Here is a 17,583-nt window from a genome sequence, read left to right on the forward strand (position 1 = left end):
CGTCACTTACAAGCAACACTGATCCGAAAGGCGAATCACCGCAAGAAGAATCCCTCATCCCCACGGGGTGGCCGCCACAAGGTTCCCGCCGGACAAAGAAAAAGGCCGGCGGATCGCTCCGCCGGCCCATTTTCCGAATGCAGCAGCCCGCTATCAGGCGGCCTTGTTGCTGCGGCCCGCCACGATTTCCTCGGTGACGTTGCGCGGCACCGGCTCGTAGTGGCTGAACTCCATCGAGTAGGACGCGCGGCCCGAGGTCATGCCACGCAGCTGGCCGATGTAGCCGAACATCTCGTTCAGCGGCACGTGGGCCTCCACGGCGATGTTGGTGCCACGCTCGAGCTGGCCCAGCACCGTGCCGCGGCGGCGGTTCACGTCGCCGATGACGTCGCCCAGGTAATCGTCCGGGGTGACGACCTCGACCTTCATGACCGGCTCCAGCAGGATCGGGCCGGCCTGCTTGAGGGCTTCACGGAAGCAGGCCTTGGCGGCGATTTCGAACGTCAGGGCGTTCGAGTCGACGTCGTGGTACTTGCCGTCCACCAGACGGGCGCGGAAGTCCACAGTCGGATAGGAGGCGAGCACGCCCTCTTCCTTCTGCATTTCCAGGCCCTTCGCGACCGACGGGACGTATTCGCGCGGCACCGTGCCGCCGACCGTCTCGTCCTTGAACACGAAGCCCTCGCCACGCTCCAGCGGCTCGAACACGATCTTGACTTCGGCGAACTGGCCCGAACCGCCGGTCTGCTTCTTGTGGGTGTAGGTGTACTCGACCGGCTTGGTGATCGTCTCGCGGTAGGCGACCTGGGGCTTGCCCATGTTGCCTTCCACGCCGAACTCCGTGCGCAGACGGTCCAGCGTCACTTCCAGGTGCAGCTCGCCCATGCCGCGCAGGATGGTCTGGCCGGTTTCGCGGTCGGTCTCCAGACGCAGCGACGGGTCCGCGCGAACCATCTTGCCCAGCGCGATGGAGAACTTCTCCTGCTCGCCCTTGGTCTTCGGCTCCACCGAGACGCTGATGACGGGGTCGGGGAAGCGCATGCGCTCCAGGATCACCGGGTGGGCGGCGTCGCACAGCGTGTCACCGGTGTCCGTCTCCTGCAGGGAGACGAGCGCGATGATGTCGCCGGCGCGGGCTTCCTCGATCGGGTTGGCCTGGGCGGCGAACATCTCGACCATGCGGCCGATCTTCTCGCGCTTGCCGCGGGTCGTGTTCAGGACCGACATGCCCTTGGTCAGCACGCCCGAATAGACGCGCACGAAGGTCAGCGAGCCGTAGGTGTCGTTCAGCACCTTGAAGGCCAGCGCCGCGAAGGGCGCGTCGTCGGAGCTGAGACGCTCGCCGTTCGGGTTGCCGTCCTCGTCCACCGTCTTGATGGCCTCGACGTCGGTCGGGGCCGGCAGCAGGTCGACGACCGCGTCCAGAACCTGGCAGACGCCCTTGTTCTTGTAGGACGAGCCGCAGAGGACCGGGGTGAAGGTGCTGGTGATGGTGCCCTTGCGCAGGCAGGCGCGCAGCACGTCCGGCGACGGCTCCTCACCCGACTCCAGGTAGGCTTCCATCGCCACCTCGTCCATCTCCAGCGCGGTGTCCACCAGTTCGGTGCGCAGCGCCGGGATGAGTTCGATGTTGTCGAGGTCTTCCTTGACGGTCAGGTTCAGCTTGCTCGCCAGATCGTCGGTGACGTCCCAGATCTCCCACTTGGCGTCCTTGTCGTCCGAGAACCAGACGTACGCCTTCATCTCGATCAGGTCGACCATGCCGCGGAAGTTGTCTTCCGAGCCCAGCGGAACCTGGATGCAGACCGGGCGGGCGTTCAGGCGGCTCTTGATCATGCTGACGCAACGCTGGAAGTTCGCACCCGAACGATCCATCTTGTTGACGTAGCAGATGCGCGGAACGTTGTAGTTGTCCGCGAGGCGCCAGTTGGTCTCGGACTGCGGCTCCACGCCGGCCACGCCGTCGAACACCACGACCGCGCCGTCGAGCACGCGGAGCGAGCGGTTCACCTCGATGGTGAAGTCCACGTGGCCCGGGGTGTCGATGACGTTGATCTTCTTGCCGCGCCAGAAGGTCGAGACGGCAGCCGACTGAATCGTGATGCCGCGCTTCTGCTCCTGCTCCATGTAGTCGGTCGTGGTCGAGGACTTCAGGTCCTTCGTCTCGTGCACGTCGATGATCGTGTGCTTACGACCGGTGTAGTACAGGATGCGCTCGGTGGTCGTCGTCTTGCCGGCATCGACGTGGGCGATGATGCCGATGTTCCGGATGTCAGAAAGAGGCGTTTGGCGCGGCATGTTGCGAATCCATTACTGTAACGCAGCTATCGAAGCGCAACGACGGTCGTCCGCTCCGGCGGCAGAGGTTGGTCGGGGTTTTACGGATGATCTGTTAAGGCGTGATTAACGTTCTGTAAATCCGGAAGGTCAAGCCTTCCGGATTTTTTCGAAGCACGCGGCCCTCACAGTCTGGTGGGCCACGCCGGCAAACCCCAACCGAGGGAGCCGGGTCGCCCCGTTACGCAGCTTATTTGGCCGCCGTCACCTGAATTTCAACGAGGTACTCCGGCGCGGCGAGCTTCGCTTCCACGGTGGCGCGGGCGGGCGGGTTGGCCGTATCGACCCAGGATTCCCACGCCTTGTTCATCGCGCCGAAGGTGGACATGTCCGTCAGATAGATGGTGGCGGACAGCAGCTTGCTCTTGTCCGAGCCGCCCTCGGCCAGCAGGGCGTCGATCTGGCCCAGGATCTGGCGGGTCTGCGTCTCCACGTCCGGAGTCGGATCGTTGGCCACCTGGCCGGCCAGATAGACCGTGTCCTTGTGGATGACCATCTGGCTCATGCGCGGTCCAGAATGGAAGCGCTGGATCGACATCGGTACGGCTCCGGTTACGGGGTCTTGAACGCGCGTACGTCTATGCGATTCACGTCCAACGGCCTAGCAAAAAATGAGGCGCCACCGCTCAAAGCTGCCCCGCGCCCGCGCATCACCGCAAAGAAGTCGTATTTCCCTCCACCGCGGCCACGAAAGCGGCGCTCGGCACGGCGATGTTGCGGGGATTGGCACCGCTGACCGCGGCCACCGCGATGCCGGCCACCGCCCAGCCCTCCCCCGCCCCGTCCGCGCCGGGCACGCGCACCAGCAGCGCCGCCCCGCTCACCCCGCGCGTCCCGTCGCAGTCGTGGACCAGCAGCGGCCCGCGGTCGGTGTCGTTGATGCCGCGCGCCGCGCAGCCGGTGTCGGCGGTGACGAGGTGCGCCCGGTCCTGGCTGTAGCCGCCCAGCATCAGCGGTGTGCCGGCTTCCGGCGGGACTCGGGCGAGCGGCAGCGGCAGCATCCCCTCCGGCGCGTCGCCGTCCAGCGTCAGCACCGCCCAGTCGCCGACAAGTCCATCGAGCCGCCGCTCCGTGTCGTAAGGGCCGCCGGTTTCCAGCGTGGCAACGGCGCGGTGCTGCCGGTACTCCCCGCGCTCGTAGCCGAACAGCACGTGCAGCGACGAGGCCGGGAGAAAGCGCTGCGCCCGGTTGAGCAGGCAGTGGGCGGCGGTGACCACCCGGCGCGGCGCCACCAGAACGCCGGTGCAGCGCGCGCCCAGATTGCTCTGCACCTTGACGAGGCTGCTCCACGGCGCGTGCGTGGCGTCCACCACCACGCGCCGGTCCTTCGCCCCGATCCCCGGCAGCAGCGGGTTCTGCGCCGCCGCCGGAAGCGCGGCCAGGAGAAGCGTCGCTGCGACAAGAAATCCACGCAGGACGGCCATCGAGTGTTCTTGATACGTTTTCATATTCGTCTTACCATGGCGGCCATGGCCACGCTCATCATCACGGAAAAGTCCAGTCAGGCAAAGGACCTGCGCGCCGCGCTGGGCGACCGCTACGGACGCATCCTGCCGGCCGAGGGGCACCTGCTTCGGCTGGCCGAACCGGACGAGGTGAACCCGGATTGGAAGCGCTGGTCGCCCACCCTGCTGAAGCCGGACGGACTCTACCCGACGCGGCCCGACGGCGGCGGTAACAAAACGGCGAAGCTGGCGGCGATCAAGGCGGCGCTGAAGGGGTGCGATCAGGTCATCCTCGCCACCGATTGCGACCGCGAGGGGCAGCTGATCGGGCAGGAGATCCTGGAGCATCTGGGCTTCCGCGGGCGGGTGCAGCGCGCCCTGTTCACCGCCCAGGACCCCAAGACGATCCGCGATGCCTTCGCCAAGCTGAAGCCGAACAACGAGCTTCGCCCGCTCTACGAGGCGGCGGTGGCGCGCCAGCAAGCCGACCAGATCTTCAACCTGTCGCTGACCCGCACGGCGACCAAGACGCTGCTGGCGCCGGGAACCCGCGGGGTGATCGGCATCGGGAGGGTGAAGACACCGACGCTGTCCATCGTCTGCCTGCGCGAGTTGGAGATCCGCAACTTCAAGCCGGAGGATTATTTCGAGGTCGTGGCGACGGCCACCGCCGCGGGCGGCTCCTTCCTGATGCGCCACGCCCCGCCGCCGAAGGACCGCATCAAGGACCGCGCCCGCGCCGAGGCCATCGCCCGCGCCGCCGACGGCCATGGCGGTCCGCTGTCGGTGACGGTGGAGGACCGGCGGCAGGCCCCGCCGAAGCTCTACGACCTGCCCGCGCTGCAGAAGACCTGCGGCCAGCGCTGGGGCTGGACCGCCGATCGCACGCTGGAAGTCGCGCAGGAGCTTTACGACGGCGAGGGCAAGAAGCTCATCACCTACCCGCGCGCCGAGGCGCGCCACCTATCGGAGAACCAGATCGCCGACGTTCCGGCGATCACCGGGGCGCTGACCCGGCTGCGCGGCTTCGCCCATCTGGATATTTCCCGCCCGGTGATCCGCCGCGGCAAGTCCGGCCATTTCTGCGACAAGGCGCTGGAGGGCGTGTCGCACCACGCCATCGTGCCCAACGTCAACGTGCTGGACGATCTGGAAAGCCGGCTGAACCGTCTGACCGACGACGAGAAGCGGCTTTATGCGCTGATCTGCCGCTCCTACCTCGCCGCCGTCATGCCTGACTACGAGTATCGGCAGACCACGGTGCTGATGAATGTGCCCGTCGAGGGAAAACCGGTGGTCTTCCGGGCGGTCGGGCGCATCCCCCTGAAGCTCGGCTGGAAGGCGGCATTCGGCTCCGCCGAGACGGACGGCAAGCCCGACGAGAAGGAGGAGGAGCAGACCCTGCCCCTGCTGACCGACGGCGAACCGGCCCGCCTGTCCGAGCCCAGGGTGGAGGCCAAGCGGACCCAGGCGCCGCCGCGCTACAACGAAGGCACGCTGGTCGACGCCATGCAGAACGCCTGGCGCTTCGTCGAGGACCCGGCGCTGCGCGACCGCCTGAAGGAGGCCAAGGGCATTGGCACCCCGGCCACCCGCGCCGAGATCATCAAGGGCCTGCGGCGGCAGAACCTGCTGGGCGCCGACGGAAAATGGCTGGTTCCCACCCCCGCCGGGTTGCAGCTGTTCGAGACCCTGCGCGGCGCCGCTCCCACGCTGGTCGATCCCGGCACCACCGCCCTGTGGGAGATGCGGCTGGACGAGGTGGTCGTCGGACGCGCCGACTTCCGCACCGTCATCGACGGCATCGCCGACGAGGCCGGGCGGCTGATCGGCGTGCTGGTCGGCAACCGGGGGCCGGCGGTGGATCTCGGCGTGCGCGGCGGTCCGATCCGCGCCGGACGGGGCGCCGGGCGCCGCCGCTCCGCCAGCCCGCGCGCCGCTGGAACGGCGCCGCGCACGCGCAAGACCGCGGCCGGTGTGGACGGCGAAGCGCCGAAGAAGCCCCGCCGCAGCAGCAAGGCGAAGGCCGCGCCGGAGGTTCTCGACTCGATCGCTCCGGCCGCCGCCGCCGCCCCGCCGCCGCCCGCCGCACCGTCGAGTGGGGCACGGCGCAAGGCACCGACGGACAAGATGGTCGCCTTCGCCCGCAGCCTCGCCGACCGCAAGGGCGTCGAGCTGTCGGACACGGTGCTCCAGGACTTCGATTCCTGCCGTCAGTTCCTGGACCAGCACGCGCGCTGAGCGCCGACTCGCCCCCCACCCCGGCCCTCCCGCGCTCTCGCAGGGGAGGGAGTTTTCTGCGAAGCGGCGGCAGTCCCCTCCCCTGCGCCAGCGGGGGAGAGTTAGGGATGGGACCACCGTTTCCGAGCATCTCCGAATCACGCCCCGACTGTGGCCCAGGCCACAGCGGCGGGGTCGGCGTCCGCCTACCCTCTCCTCCACGGACATCGAGCCACACACGGCCCCACACCCCGGAGGAGACCCAGCCCATGCGCCGCCTGACCCTGATCACCGCCGCCGCCGCCACGCTGCTCGCTGCCCCCCACGCCTTCGCCAACGACCTCAAGACCGGCGGCATGCCGGTCAACCCGATGATGATGCAGCCGGGATTCGGCAGCCCCTTTGCCGCGGCGCCCTCCCTCTCCAATACCAACGTCGGCGTCGCGACGAACCTCGCAGCGGGGATCGGCAACAAGGCCAAGCAGAACGTCTTCACCATGCAGCAGGGCACCGGCGGGTCGCTGGTGAACACCAACGTCGGCGTCGCCACCAACGTCGCCGCCGGCATCGGCAACAAGGCCAAGCAGAACGTCACCGGCGTCACCTTCGGCTTCGGCAAGGGCGGCCTGCTCGACACCAACGTCGGGGTGACGACCAACGTCGGCGCCGGCATCGGCAACACCGCCGGGCAGAATCTGTTCGGTTTTAAGGCCCAGTGATCCGCCCCATCCGGCGCCGCCGATCCATCCGGCGGCGCCCCTTTCGGATTCCTCATTGGAGGACTGCCGTCATGCTCCGCTTCGCCCTGCCGGTCTTCGGTACGCTCGCCGCCATCCTGGTCCTGGCCGGAACCCCGCAGACCGCCGCCGCCGAGAATCTCGCCTGTCAGACGGTCAATGGAAAAACGGTGTGCAGCCGCGGCTCGGGCTCGCTGTCGTGCCAGACGGTCAACGACCGGACGACCTGCGTGACCGGGCCGGGCGCGCTGACCTGCGAAACCATCAATGGCCACACCGCCTGCCGGCGCGGCCCGTCGCAGCCCGACTTGAAGCCGATGCCCATGCCGCCGATGCCCCCGCAGGCCGCGCCGATGCCGGACCATCCCTTCGGCAAAAACTTCCCTTTTGAGGAAGAGGCGTAAAGCCCGGCGGCATAAAACACGGCACCTGTGGCCCGCCTCACAGCGGCTCCCCGGTCGGCCGCCTTAGGATCAGCGCACACCGCCGAACAGAGGAGCCCCCGCCATGATCCGCATCCGCCGCTTCGCGCCGCTGCTGTCCGGCCTCGCCACCCTGGCGCTGCTGGGCGGAACCGCCGCCGCCCAGGACGCGGGCGGCTTCTCTGTGAACCCGCAGTTGGGTGCGGCGGTCGGCATGTCGATGGGCATGGGCATGGGGATGCCGCCGCTGCTGCCGCGTCAGCCCGTCTTCGTCAACGCCGCCCAGCGCGGCGCGCCTCCGGGGGCGACGGTGACCAACCCCAACGTCAGCCGGCAGGCCAAACACCAGCAGGCCATCGCCAAGATCCGCGGCGACGCCGGCTTCCTGGGCGGCTTCAACAAGGGTCAGGCGCTGGCCGCCAGCCGCCAGCCGCCGCCGGAGCCCATCGTGCCGAACTTCACCTTCATCGATGCGCCCTTCATCGTGAACAACTTCGACAGTTCGCTGGCCCTGTCCTTCGGCGACAGCAACGTGACGGAACAGTTCATCTTCCAGGGCGCGGATGGCTCCGGCGGTGGCGTCGCTGGCGGCAATGACGGCGGCGGAGCCGCGGAACAGGCCGCCACGCCGGCCCCCGCTGGCCAGACGCCCGCCCCGGTGCAGGCCAAAGCCCCCCCACCCAAACCGCAGCCGGGCGTGACCACCGGCAACGGCGGCCCGCCGCCCGAGGGCTTCTTCGACCCGGTGATGAGCAACTTCGGCCCGCTGCCGCATCTGCCCGCGGCTTTGGCCAGCGGCGGCATCCAGTTCAACAACGTCGGCAGCGCCTTCAACGCCGCCATCGGTCAGGGCAACCTCGCCACCCAACAGATCACCAGCATCCAGGGCAAGAAGGGCAAGCGCTGAGACGCTGGAAAAGAAAAACCCCCTTGCGGGCGGCAAGGGGGCTTTTTTCCCGTTCAAAGTCGAGAGGTTACGCGGCGACCGGCTCGTTGGCGGCCTTGGCCGGGGTGGCGGCGGGCTGGACCACACCCTGTGGGGCGGGCAGCGGCGCCGGGCGCGGGGTGCCGGCGGGCAGCATGTCGCCGATCGCGAGGCCCACGGCCATCAGGTTTGGCACGGCCATCGCGGTCAGCAGGATCGCCCACAGCTCCAGCGACAGGGTGCCCAGCGGGTTGGCGAACCACGCGGTGACGGCGGAGACCAGCAGCGCACCCGACAGCCAGGCTTCCGGCTTGGCGCAGAAGGCGCCCTGGGTCCGCTTGCCGCCCTTGGCGGTGACGCGGAAGGCATCGCGCTTGCGGACCACGCCGCGCAGGGCGGCGAGCGCCACCGTGGTGGACAGCGCCATGCCGACGGCGCAGGCCCCGACGCTCTCCTTCCAGGAGTTGCCGGAGGCGTAGCGCGAGGCCAGCAGGCTCGACCCGGCGCGCAGGACCAGGGCGCCCAGCACCGCGGCGGTGGCCTGGACCGGCGGCAGGTGCAGCGGCAGGACCAGCGAGGCGAAGGTCCAGGTGACCGCCGCACCGGCGGCCAGCACGCCCACCGCGTCGGACCACCAGCGCGCCCAGTTGGTCAGGTAGCCGATCTTCTGGCCGAGCGTCAGCTCCGTGGCGCCGGGCAGGAACTTCCGCCAGTGGGCGCGCAGGATCTGGGTGGAGCCGAAGACCCAGCGGTCGCGCTGCTTGCGGAACTGCATGAAGTTGTCGGGGGCGAGGCCCTGGCCCAGACGCTCGTCCGTGTAGGCGGCGCGGTAGCCGGCCGACAGGATGCGGATGCCCAGCTCCGTATCCTCGCAGATGCCCTCTTCCGACCAGCCGCCGACCTGTTCCATGGCGGAGCGGCGCAGCATGATCATCGTGCCGTGGCAGACGAAGGCCTGGGAGGTCAGACCCTCCTGCATGCCGACGTCGAAGAAGGGGCGGTACTCGGCGGTCATGGCGGCCTTAAGCGGCGTCTCATGGCCGTCGCGGTGCTCCTGCGGCGCCTGGACGATGCCGACGCGCGGCTCGGCGAAGGTCGGGGCCAGCTTGTTCAGCCAGTCCGGCTCCACCGTGTAGTCGGCGTCGAGCACGGCGACGATCTCGGCGCGCGGGTCGGTGTGGCGCAGCGCGGCGTTCAGCGCGCCAGCCTTGAAGCCGGAAATCTGCTTGTACCAGTGGAACTTGAACTTCGGACCCAGCTCGGCGCACAGCTCCTCGACGGGGCGGACCAACGCCTCGTCCTCGGTGTTGTTGATGAGGACGACGACCTCGTAGTCCGGGTAGTCGACTCGGGCCAGCGAGGTCAGCGTGGCGGCCAGCACGTCCGGCTGCTCGCGGCAGGCGGCGATGTGCACGGACACCATCGGCTTGTGCTCCGGCACCGCGGGAACCCGCGGCAGCAGGGCCGGGGCGCGGCCGGTGAACAGGCGGCGGGCCACCTCGGTCAGGTCGGCGAAGGCCACCGACATCATCAGGGCGCCGAGCAGGAAGGCGGAGCCCCAGGTGGTTGCGGCGCCAAAGGTGAAGTATTCGGCGTAGGCGCCGGCGACGGCCGAGCCGACGCCGAAGCCGACGATGTTGGCACCCACCGACGCGGCCAGCGCGTAGGTCATGTTGGTGCGGCGGCGGAAGGCGGCGAAGGCCGACAGGGCGAGGCCGAGGGCCAGCGCCACGGCGGCGCCCGCACGGTCGCCCCAGGGCGCCGGGACATCGCCGGCCAGCGGCCATTTCGGCGCACGGTCGGCGTCGAGCACGCCCCAGGTCGGGCCGGGCGAGCCTTCGATGCTGGACTTCCACACGCCGTCGAACGCCTCGACCACGTTGTAGTCGATGCCCAGCATTCCCGCCTCGGCGGCGAAGTTGCGGACGACGAAGGCCTGGGCCTGCGGCGTCGGGTAGGCGTCGTGGAAGTTCTCGCCGCCCGACGGCCAGCCGACCTCGCCCACGAACAGCGGCTTGCCCGGATGCGCCTTGCGCACGGTGTCCAGCCGGTCGCGGATCCAGGTCAGCGCGTTCTCCACGGGCACGCCTTCCCAGTAGGGCAGGACGTGGACGCCCATGTAGTCGGACGCCGCGATGGTTTCCTTGGCCTTGACGATCTCCGACCACACGTCGGCGGTGCCGACCTTGATGTGCTTCGGCACGCCGGCGCGGACGCGGCGGATGTAGGAGGCCAGCTCCGCGTCGGTCAGCTCGGCGCGCAGCAGCGTCTCGTTGCCGACCACGACGCGCTCGATGCCGCGCACGGTGCGGGACAGCACGATGGCGCGGGCGACCTCGCGCTCGTTGCGGGCCTTGTCGTCGCTCAGCCAGACGCCCAGCGTGACGTCCAGGCCGTGCTTGGCCGCGATGGCCGGGACGTCGCCCTGGGAGCCGAGCGTGGAATAGGTGCGCACACCGTCGGCGAAGCCGGCGATGGCGGTCATGTCCCGGTCCAGTTCCACCGCATCGACCACCGGCTGGTGGTTCGGGTCGTAGCTGCGGCCCGAGGGGGAGTAGGAGACGGATTCGATGCGACCCGGCACGGCGTCCACAGGAGTGGGCGCGTTGCGCCAGGACCAGAAGGACGCGTGGCCGGCAGTCACGGCGAGCATCGCCGCGGCCAAGGCCGCAGACCGGATCGAACGCTTCGGGTTGCTCATGTGGGGATTTCGCAAGCCTGGGTGAGATGGGTGGCGGGCGCCACCGGACACACTGACGAACGTGCGCTGCAAAAAACTATTCCCGCGCCCGCGTCGATTTTTTTCTCCGTCCACCGCCAGGGTTACCAAATCGGGAACGGCGACCGCTCCGCTCCTGTTGGCTTCACCAACCGCAACGACGGGAGACGACGACATGACCGGCAAAAAGGTCGATGTGACCGCGCTGGAGGAAACGATGGACGAGGTGGTCGAAACCCTCGACCTCGCCGAGCAGGCCGCTAGCTATGTCCGGAAGGAAAGCACCGATCCCATGGACCAGGCCCGCGCCGCCGCCGTGCAGAAGCAGGCCGAAGCCATGCTCGACGCCGCCGAACAGGCCGCCACGGGTGAACGCCCACAGCAACGAAGCACCCCCTCGCCCCTGCCGGGCATGCGCCGCCCGCCGCTGGTGAATTGAACACCCTGGAAACGTGCCCCCACCCCGGCCCTCCCCCGCTCCCGGCGGACCAAAGGTCCGCCTGCCGCGTCAGCGCAAACCTTTGGTTTGCGCGAGAGCTGCCGCAGGGGAGGGTGCCTTCCGCGAAGTGACGGCAGTTCCCTCCCCTGCGTGAGCGGGGGAGGGTTAGGGTGGGGGCAATAATCGGCTACGCCCCCTCAGCCGACGACCCACCCGCCAACCGCCCCTGCCCCTCCGGACACACATCCAGCAGGACACACCGCTCACAGGCCGGGTTGCGGTAGAAGCAGACCCGCTGCCCGTGCAGCATCATCACCTCGTGATGGTCGTAGATCTGCTGGGCCGTCCACTCCGGGGGAAGCCGCGCCTCCAGGATGGTGTGCGACGGGCCGACCGCCACGCTGGGCGGGATCAGCCCGGTGCGCACCGCGACGCGGTGATGGTGGCTGTCCACCGGCAAAGCAGGACGGCGCAGGCTGCTGAAGCTCATCACCGCGGCGCTGGTCTTCGGACCGACGCCGGGAAGCGCCTGCAGCCAGACCCGCGCCTCCGGCACCGTCATCTCCGCCAGGAAATCCAGGGAGAGTTCGCCGCGCAGCTCCGTGATCCGCCGAAGGATCGCCTGGATGCGCGGCGCCTTCTGTTCCGGCCACGTGACGCCAGCAATGACCGCCTCGACTTCCGCCGGGTCGGCGTCGCGGACGGCGGCCCAATCCTCCCCCCAGCGCGCCCGCAAGGCGCGGAAGGCCGCTCCGGACGCCGCGTTGCGCGTGCGGTGCGACAGCAGCGAGGACACCAGCTCGCTGAGCGGGTCGAGCGCGCGGAAATAGGCGATCGGGCAGCCGAAAATCAGGCAGAGCCGGCGGTGGATCTCCAGCAATTTCTCATCGGGCAAGGCCGTGGGCGACAGCGTGAAGGACGCCTGGTCGTCGCTGGTCTTGAGGCGCCGCCTCACGGCGCCGTCACACCACGGGACCGGCCGCCATCCGGAAGCATCAGCCCCTCGTCGGCCGCCATGGCGCGGGCGCGGGGGTCGGCCTGAACAGCGCGGGCGGTGCTGCGGGCGCGGTCCTGGACCCGGCGGAAGGCGCGGATCAGGGCCTGGGCCTCCGCCCGCTCCTGCGCATCGCGCCGCGACTCCGCCGCTTCCGACGCGGCGATCTTGCCGGCGGTGGAACGCTGCGTCTCGCTGTAGCCGAACAAGCCCGGCTCCCAGCGCTTCAGGTTGGCGTAGGCCAGGGCGCGGGCGGTGCCGTCCAGCCCCTGCCCTTCTTCCCAGGCGGCGCGGGCGGCGTGCAACTCGTCGGCCAGCACCCGCTGGGGCGGGCGCGGCGGCGGTGGCGGCGGCTGGTGCAGGCGGGTGCGCGCCGCCCTCAGGGCGGCCACGCGGTCCGGATCGTCACGCCAACGGCGGGCGTCCGCGGCGGCGTCGCGCCACGCGCCGATGAGCCGTTCCGGATCGGGTGCGGTGTCCCGCTTCGTCGATGCCATGGCCCTCCCCGCTGCAAGGGAAACGAACGCAGTGCTTTCGTCGTCAAGGATCTATGCCATGGACCGGCGAAGGCCAGACCGGGAAGGGCGGTAACCCCGAGGGTACGGTCAGTCCGCCGCCCTACCCAGCAGATAGTCGATGTCCCCGCCTTCAAGTGCGCTGATGAGACCGGTGCCCTCGATGGTTGCGTCCGACAGGTTGCCTTTGCGCCGTTGCAAGTCGAGGATGCGTTCCTCCACCGTGTCGGCGGCGATCAGCTTGTAGACGAAGACCGGCTTGTCCTGCCCGATTCGGTAAGCGCGGTCGGTCGCCTGATCCTCCGCCGCCGGGTTCCACCAGGGATCGTAGTGGATCACCGTGTCCGCCGCCGTCAGGTTCAGGCCGCGGCCGCCCGCCTTCAGGCTGATGAGGAAGACCGGCACCTCGCGGTTCTGGAAGCGGTTGACCGGCTCCGCGCGGTCCAGCGTGCGCCCGGTCAGCTCGACATAGCCGATCTTCGCCTCCTCCAGCCGCAACTTGATGAGGTCGAGCATGGAGGTGAACTGCGAGAAGATCAGGATGCGGCGGCCCTCCGGCACCATCTCCAGCACCATGTCGGTCAGCGCGTCGAGCTTGGCCGTCTCCTTCACCTTGCCGGCGGCGGGGATCTTCACCAGACGCGGATCGCAGCAGACCTGACGCAGCTTCAGGAGCGCGTCGATGATAGTGATGGCGTTGCGCGACACGCCGCTGACCGCCAGCGCCGCCCGCACCGTCTCGTTCACCGACAGGCGGATGGTCTCGTAGAGGTCGCGCTGCGCCGGCTCCAGGTCGATGCGCACCACCACCTCCGTCTTCGGCGGCAACTCCTTCGCCACGGCCTCCTTGGTGCGGCGCAGCAGGAAGGGGCGGATGCGGCGCATCAGCTGCTTGGCGCGGGTGCCGTCGGCGCGCTTCTCGATGGGCGTGCGGTAGCGGCGCCCGAACTCCTTGCGGTCGCCGAGCAGGCCGGGCATCAGGAAGGCGAACTGACTCCACAACTCGCCGAGATTGTTCTCCACCGGCGTGCCGGACAGGCAGAGCCGGTTGCGGGCGTTCAGCGCGCAGACGGCGCGGGTCGCCTTGCTGTCGGGGTTCTTGATGGCCTGCGCCTCGTCCAGGATCAGCAGGTGCCACGTCCGGCGCTTCAGCATCTCGACGTCGCGGCCCACCACACCGTAGGTGGTCACCACGATGTGGGCGCGGTCGAGGTCGCCCAGCTTCTCGTGCCGGTCCAGCCCGTGCAGGACGACCACCCGCAGGCGCGGCGTGAAGCGCTGCGCCTCGGCCACCCAGTTGGGGACGAGGCTGGTCGGCACGACGACGAGACAAGGGTCGGTCAGCCGGCCCTCCTCCTCCTCCATGGCGATGTGGGCCAGCGTCTGGGCGGTCTTGCCCAGCCCCATGTCGTCGGCCAGGATGCCGGCCACCCGGTTGGCCCGCAGCCCCTGCATCCAGGCGAGGCCGACGCGCTGGTAGTCGCGCAGCGTCCCCTGGAAGCCCGGCGGCGGGTCCATCTCCGCCGGCATCTCCTGCTCCTGGATGGTGCGCAGGTAGCGGTCGATCTGGCCGGTGTCCTCGGTGCGCCGGGCGATCAGGTCGTCGATGTCCAGAAGCCCGTCAGCCTCGGTCAGCGGCACCTTCAGCGTGTCGTCCAGCCGCCGCCCGCTCTCCAGCATGGACTCCAGGACGCTCATCAGCCGCTCGACCCGCTCTGCCGGCAGGGCCAGGACGTTGCCGTCGTCCAGCACCAGATGGGCGCGCCCGTCGATGACGCGGGTCGCGTCCATGCCGCCGCGCTCGATCAAGGTCGCCAGGATGGGCAGCAGGGCGCGGCGCTCCCCGTCGATCTCCACGCCGACGTCGAGATCGAACCAGCCGTCGCCGGAATCGCGCACGGCGACCGCCACCTCCTCGTTCGCCTCGACGACGCGGGTTCCGAAGTCGGCGCCGATCTCGACGGTCCAGCCATCCTTGCGCAGGGCCGGCACCTCGGTGGTCAGGAAGGCCGACCAGCGCTCGTCGGCGTCCTTGCCGGTCAGCCAGTGGACGCGGGTGCCGCGGGCGTTCAACTGGCCCTTGGGCGGCTCGATCCGCGCCTGGGCGAAGCCGAAGGCGGCGAGACGGTCCAGCGCCCCCTGCTCCAGCGATTTGTCGCGGCGGACGAAGACCGCCCCGGCGGGCTCCTCGACGCGGGCGAACTGGCGCTGGTCGTCGGGCTCGATCTCCGAGGGCGAATCGTCCTCGCCATAATCGAAGGCCAGCCGCAGCACGTCCACCAGTCCGCCGTCGGGCGACACCACCCGACCCAGCCGGGCGACGACGCGCGGGTCGCGCTCCACGATGGTCGCGGCGGGGTCGGAGCCCATGCGCACGCCGCCGGGCATGCCCGCGGCGAAGGCGGAGGCCGCCGGGAAGTCCGGACGCTCGGGCGCCGATCGCGCCGGCGCGGGCCGGGCGGAGGCCTTCAGGGGCACCGCCTTCGTGGGCGCCATCTTCGCGGTGGACGGAGCGACCGCGGCCTTGGGCTTCGGCACCTCGACGACCTGCAACTCGACGGGAAAGACGGTGCCGGCCTTCGGATCGACGCACCAGTAGCCCAGCCCCTTGATCAGCGCGGCGCCGGGCGGCAGGCCGGTCGGGCGCAGCTTGCGGGTGGCCGGGTCGCGGAAGGCGCGGATGGTCAGCGCCGCCCCCTCCACCAGCACAGTGCCGCCGCGCCAGCGCAGCCGCCCGCAGCCGAGCAGCCGGCGCAGGATGCGGTCCACCACGTCGCCGCGGCTCTTGGCGACCGGCGTGCGCACCACCCCGCCGCCGCCCAGCATTCGGGCGATGGCGCGGTCCACGTCGCCGTCCAGGCTGCGCGGCGCGCGGGCCAGCACGTCGCGCGGGCTGGCCGGGGTGGACACGTCGTCGCCTTCCCCTGCCCCCTCCACCGCGATCACGGCGGAGACGAACATGGCCGCGTCGTCCTTGCCCGGCTCCAGGGTCCAGCGGACGCTGAGCACCGGATCGGGGGGAGGTGGCGGTGAGGGAGGCAAAGGCGCCGGTTCAGCAATCGGCGACGGCGCGGGGGCCGGGTCGGACACCGCCTGGAGCACGGGTTGCGACGCGGCCGGCGGCGCGTCGAACAGGGACATCTGCCGCCCTTCCGGCCGGGCGTCCAGCGTCATCAGCGCCGCCGCGGCCATGTGGGCGCAGGCATTCCGCCCGCAAGTGCAGCTCTTGTCGAAGACCACCCGGCTGCGCCCGCGCACCGGGACAACCGTCACCGACAGAGTCCGGCCGAGATCGGTCACCGTGGCGGCGATCCGCCCCTCCGCCTCCAGCAGCGTCACCGCCCCGGTCAGGATGAGCGTGCGCCCGCGCTGCAGCGTCTTCGCATCGAAGACGCGCGCCAGATCCTCCTGCGAAAAGGAAACCGTCGCGCTGGCGGTGGCGGCGGCGCGTGGAAGGGGGCCGAACAGCGACATGGGGCGGAAGGGATACCGAAAAAGCAGAACGGGTCAGGAACGGGGGCGTCGGTATAAGCCCACACCATGCCCCGTCGCAAGCCCGCTCTCAACCCTGAACCGGCACCGCAAGGCAAACATTCCGGTTGCCAAGTCCAGGGAAGACCAGCCGTGGACAACGGCGCCATCCGGCAAGGAAAACACCCGCTAGAGCCGTTCGAGGAAACTGTTCAGCGGCGGCATCGGGCCGCAGACCGGAGATTCCTCACGCAGCAGATAGGCGAAATGCTTCAGCATCGGCTCCGCGTTGGTGCGGTCGCCGAGCGCGTAGGTGGCGACGCCGAACAGCACGACCAGCGCCAGGACCAACGGGCTGAGGTTCAGACGGGACGGGGTCAGCCGGTTGAAGCTCTGCGCGAAGGCCGCCACCGCCAGCCCGCCGAGGACGAGGCCGACCACCACCTCCGTCACCGAATGGTAGCGCAGCAGGATGCGCGAGGCCGCCACGCCCACGACCAGGCCAAGGGCGCCCAGGACCACCACGCCACGCCGCCAGCCGTCCAACGAGCGCGCCGCCATCACCCCGACCGCCCCGTAGACGGCGGCGGCGAGGGCGGCGTGACCGCTGGGGCTGGTCAGCCGGTCGTCGAACAGGCGGATGCCGCAGGCGTGGCCCAGGATCTTCAGAAGCGCCACCGAGCCCATCAGCATGGCCAATACGGCCAGCCAGCGCGCCGCCGAGACCGCCGAATGGCGCCGCCACAGCATCACGATCAGGATGCCCGCCACCGGCAGCACGAAGGACGTGCTGCCGAGAAGCGAGATCGCCTTGTTGACGTGCCAGAGGTTCAGATGTCCCACGGTCCTCGCCGCTCCCTTTCCGTTCAGCGCATGCGAACGAGCATCCCGTCGCGGTAGTTCCAGGCGGCCGTGCTCTTTCCATCGGAAGCGGGCAGCGAGACGGTCAGCGTGCGGTCGGCCTGCTCCACCTTCGGTGCGTCGCTGCAGGTCCCGAACGGCAGCGAGACGGAGGGCTTGGTTCCGCCGAGGTCGAGCACGCGGAAGCGCGCGGCGCATTTGCCGTCCACGCTCTCCTGCAGCAGCACCAGCCAGCGCCCTTCCATGTTGTAGGCGTTCACGAAGGACAGGGTGCGCCCCTCGCGGTCCTCATAGACGACGCGGTCGTTGACGGTCACCTGGATGACCTTCGGACCGAGCTCGACCATCTGGACGACCTCGTTGCCGATGGCCGCGGACACCAGCACCGCGGCGCCGGCCCGGTCGTCCGCCGCCTGCGCCGCCCCGATCGTTGCCGTCACGGAAAGTGCCATCAGCAACCCCACCGGCCCGATAACGGCGCGGCTTAGAAACGTCATG

General features: G+C 69.7%; 14 protein-coding genes. 5 read left to right on the forward strand and 9 right to left on the reverse strand.

What is annotated here, in order from left to right; genetic code table 11:
* Window positions 1–153: 153 nt before the first annotated feature.
* From fusA to JJL56_RS15140, 3 genes are all read right to left on the reverse strand, one after another.
* Window positions 154–2,298: an elongation factor G gene (gene fusA / locus JJL56_RS15130; protein WP_145626440.1), complete on the reverse strand. Its 2,145-nt coding sequence runs from the start codon at window positions 2,296–2,298 to the stop codon at window positions 154–156.
* Between the two features lie 229 nt (window positions 2,299–2,527).
* Window positions 2,528–2,875, reverse strand: a complete 348-nt coding sequence (locus JJL56_RS15135) for a RidA family protein (RefSeq protein ID WP_145626439.1) — start codon at window positions 2,873–2,875, stop codon at window positions 2,528–2,530.
* Between the two features lie 112 nt (window positions 2,876–2,987).
* The gene (locus tag JJL56_RS15140; RefSeq protein WP_247891081.1) at window positions 2,988–3,761 is read right to left on the reverse strand and encodes a trypsin-like serine peptidase; all 774 of its coding nucleotides are present in this window, start codon (window positions 3,759–3,761) and stop codon (window positions 2,988–2,990) included.
* 45 nt (window positions 3,762–3,806) lie between these two features.
* On the opposite strand from JJL56_RS15140, the gene JJL56_RS15145 reads away from it, so the two are divergent.
* From JJL56_RS15145 to JJL56_RS15160, 4 genes are all read left to right on the forward strand, one after another.
* Window positions 3,807–6,023 carry a type IA DNA topoisomerase gene (locus JJL56_RS15145; protein WP_247891082.1) on the forward strand — a complete coding sequence of 739 codons (2,217 nt, stop codon included), beginning with the start codon at window positions 3,807–3,809 and terminating at the stop codon, window positions 6,021–6,023.
* Window positions 6,024–6,271: 248 nt separating this feature from the next.
* Window positions 6,272–6,721, forward strand: coding sequence for a hypothetical protein (locus JJL56_RS15150; RefSeq protein ID WP_200485547.1), 450 nt, complete (start codon window positions 6,272–6,274; stop codon window positions 6,719–6,721).
* A gap of 71 nt (window positions 6,722–6,792) precedes the next feature.
* A complete protein-coding gene (locus JJL56_RS15155; protein ID WP_145626435.1) occupies window positions 6,793–7,143 on the forward strand; it encodes a hypothetical protein in 351 nt (116 codons plus the stop codon).
* A gap of 103 nt (window positions 7,144–7,246) precedes the next feature.
* A complete protein-coding gene (locus JJL56_RS15160) occupies window positions 7,247–8,068 on the forward strand; it encodes a hypothetical protein (RefSeq protein ID WP_145626434.1) in 822 nt (273 codons plus the stop codon).
* 67 nt (window positions 8,069–8,135) lie between these two features.
* Here the strand turns inward: JJL56_RS15160 and JJL56_RS15165 are convergent, their stop codons facing one another.
* Window positions 8,136–10,787 (reverse strand): glycosyltransferase, encoded by a 2,652-nt coding sequence (locus tag JJL56_RS15165; RefSeq protein WP_200485548.1) that lies wholly within the window; start codon window positions 10,785–10,787, stop codon window positions 8,136–8,138.
* 193 nt (window positions 10,788–10,980) lie between these two features.
* On the opposite strand from JJL56_RS15165, the gene JJL56_RS15170 reads away from it, so the two are divergent.
* The gene (locus JJL56_RS15170) at window positions 10,981–11,244 is read left to right on the forward strand and encodes a hypothetical protein (RefSeq protein WP_145626432.1); all 264 of its coding nucleotides are present in this window, start codon (window positions 10,981–10,983) and stop codon (window positions 11,242–11,244) included.
* 187 nt (window positions 11,245–11,431) lie between these two features.
* On the opposite strand, the gene JJL56_RS15175 is transcribed toward JJL56_RS15170, so the two are convergent.
* The 5 genes from JJL56_RS15175 to JJL56_RS15195 all read right to left on the reverse strand — a co-directional run bounded on the left by JJL56_RS15175 (window position 11,432) and on the right by JJL56_RS15195 (window position 17,537).
* A complete protein-coding gene (locus JJL56_RS15175; protein ID WP_345772583.1) occupies window positions 11,432–12,199 on the reverse strand; it encodes an endonuclease III domain-containing protein in 768 nt (255 codons plus the stop codon).
* The gene (locus tag JJL56_RS15180; protein WP_145626431.1) at window positions 12,196–12,735 is read right to left on the reverse strand and encodes a hypothetical protein; all 540 of its coding nucleotides are present in this window, start codon (window positions 12,733–12,735) and stop codon (window positions 12,196–12,198) included. The genes JJL56_RS15175 and JJL56_RS15180 overlap by 4 nt, the downstream gene beginning before the upstream one ends.
* Window positions 12,736–12,843: 108 nt before the next feature.
* Window positions 12,844–16,227, reverse strand: coding sequence for a DEAD/DEAH box helicase (locus JJL56_RS15185; protein WP_200485549.1), 3,384 nt, complete (start codon window positions 16,225–16,227; stop codon window positions 12,844–12,846).
* Between the two features lie 186 nt (window positions 16,228–16,413).
* Window positions 16,414–17,067: a phosphatase PAP2 family protein gene (locus JJL56_RS15190; RefSeq protein ID WP_137138938.1), complete on the reverse strand. Its 654-nt coding sequence runs from the start codon at window positions 17,065–17,067 to the stop codon at window positions 16,414–16,416.
* A gap of 23 nt (window positions 17,068–17,090) precedes the next feature.
* Window positions 17,091–17,537 carry a hypothetical protein gene (locus JJL56_RS15195; RefSeq protein ID WP_186452961.1) on the reverse strand — a complete coding sequence of 149 codons (447 nt, stop codon included), beginning with the start codon at window positions 17,535–17,537 and terminating at the stop codon, window positions 17,091–17,093.
* Window positions 17,538–17,583: the final 46 nt, after the last annotated feature.

The organism is Azospirillum aestuarii, from assembly GCF_016632405.1.
Lineage (GTDB): Bacteria > Pseudomonadota > Alphaproteobacteria > Azospirillales > Azospirillaceae > Azospirillum > Azospirillum aestuarii.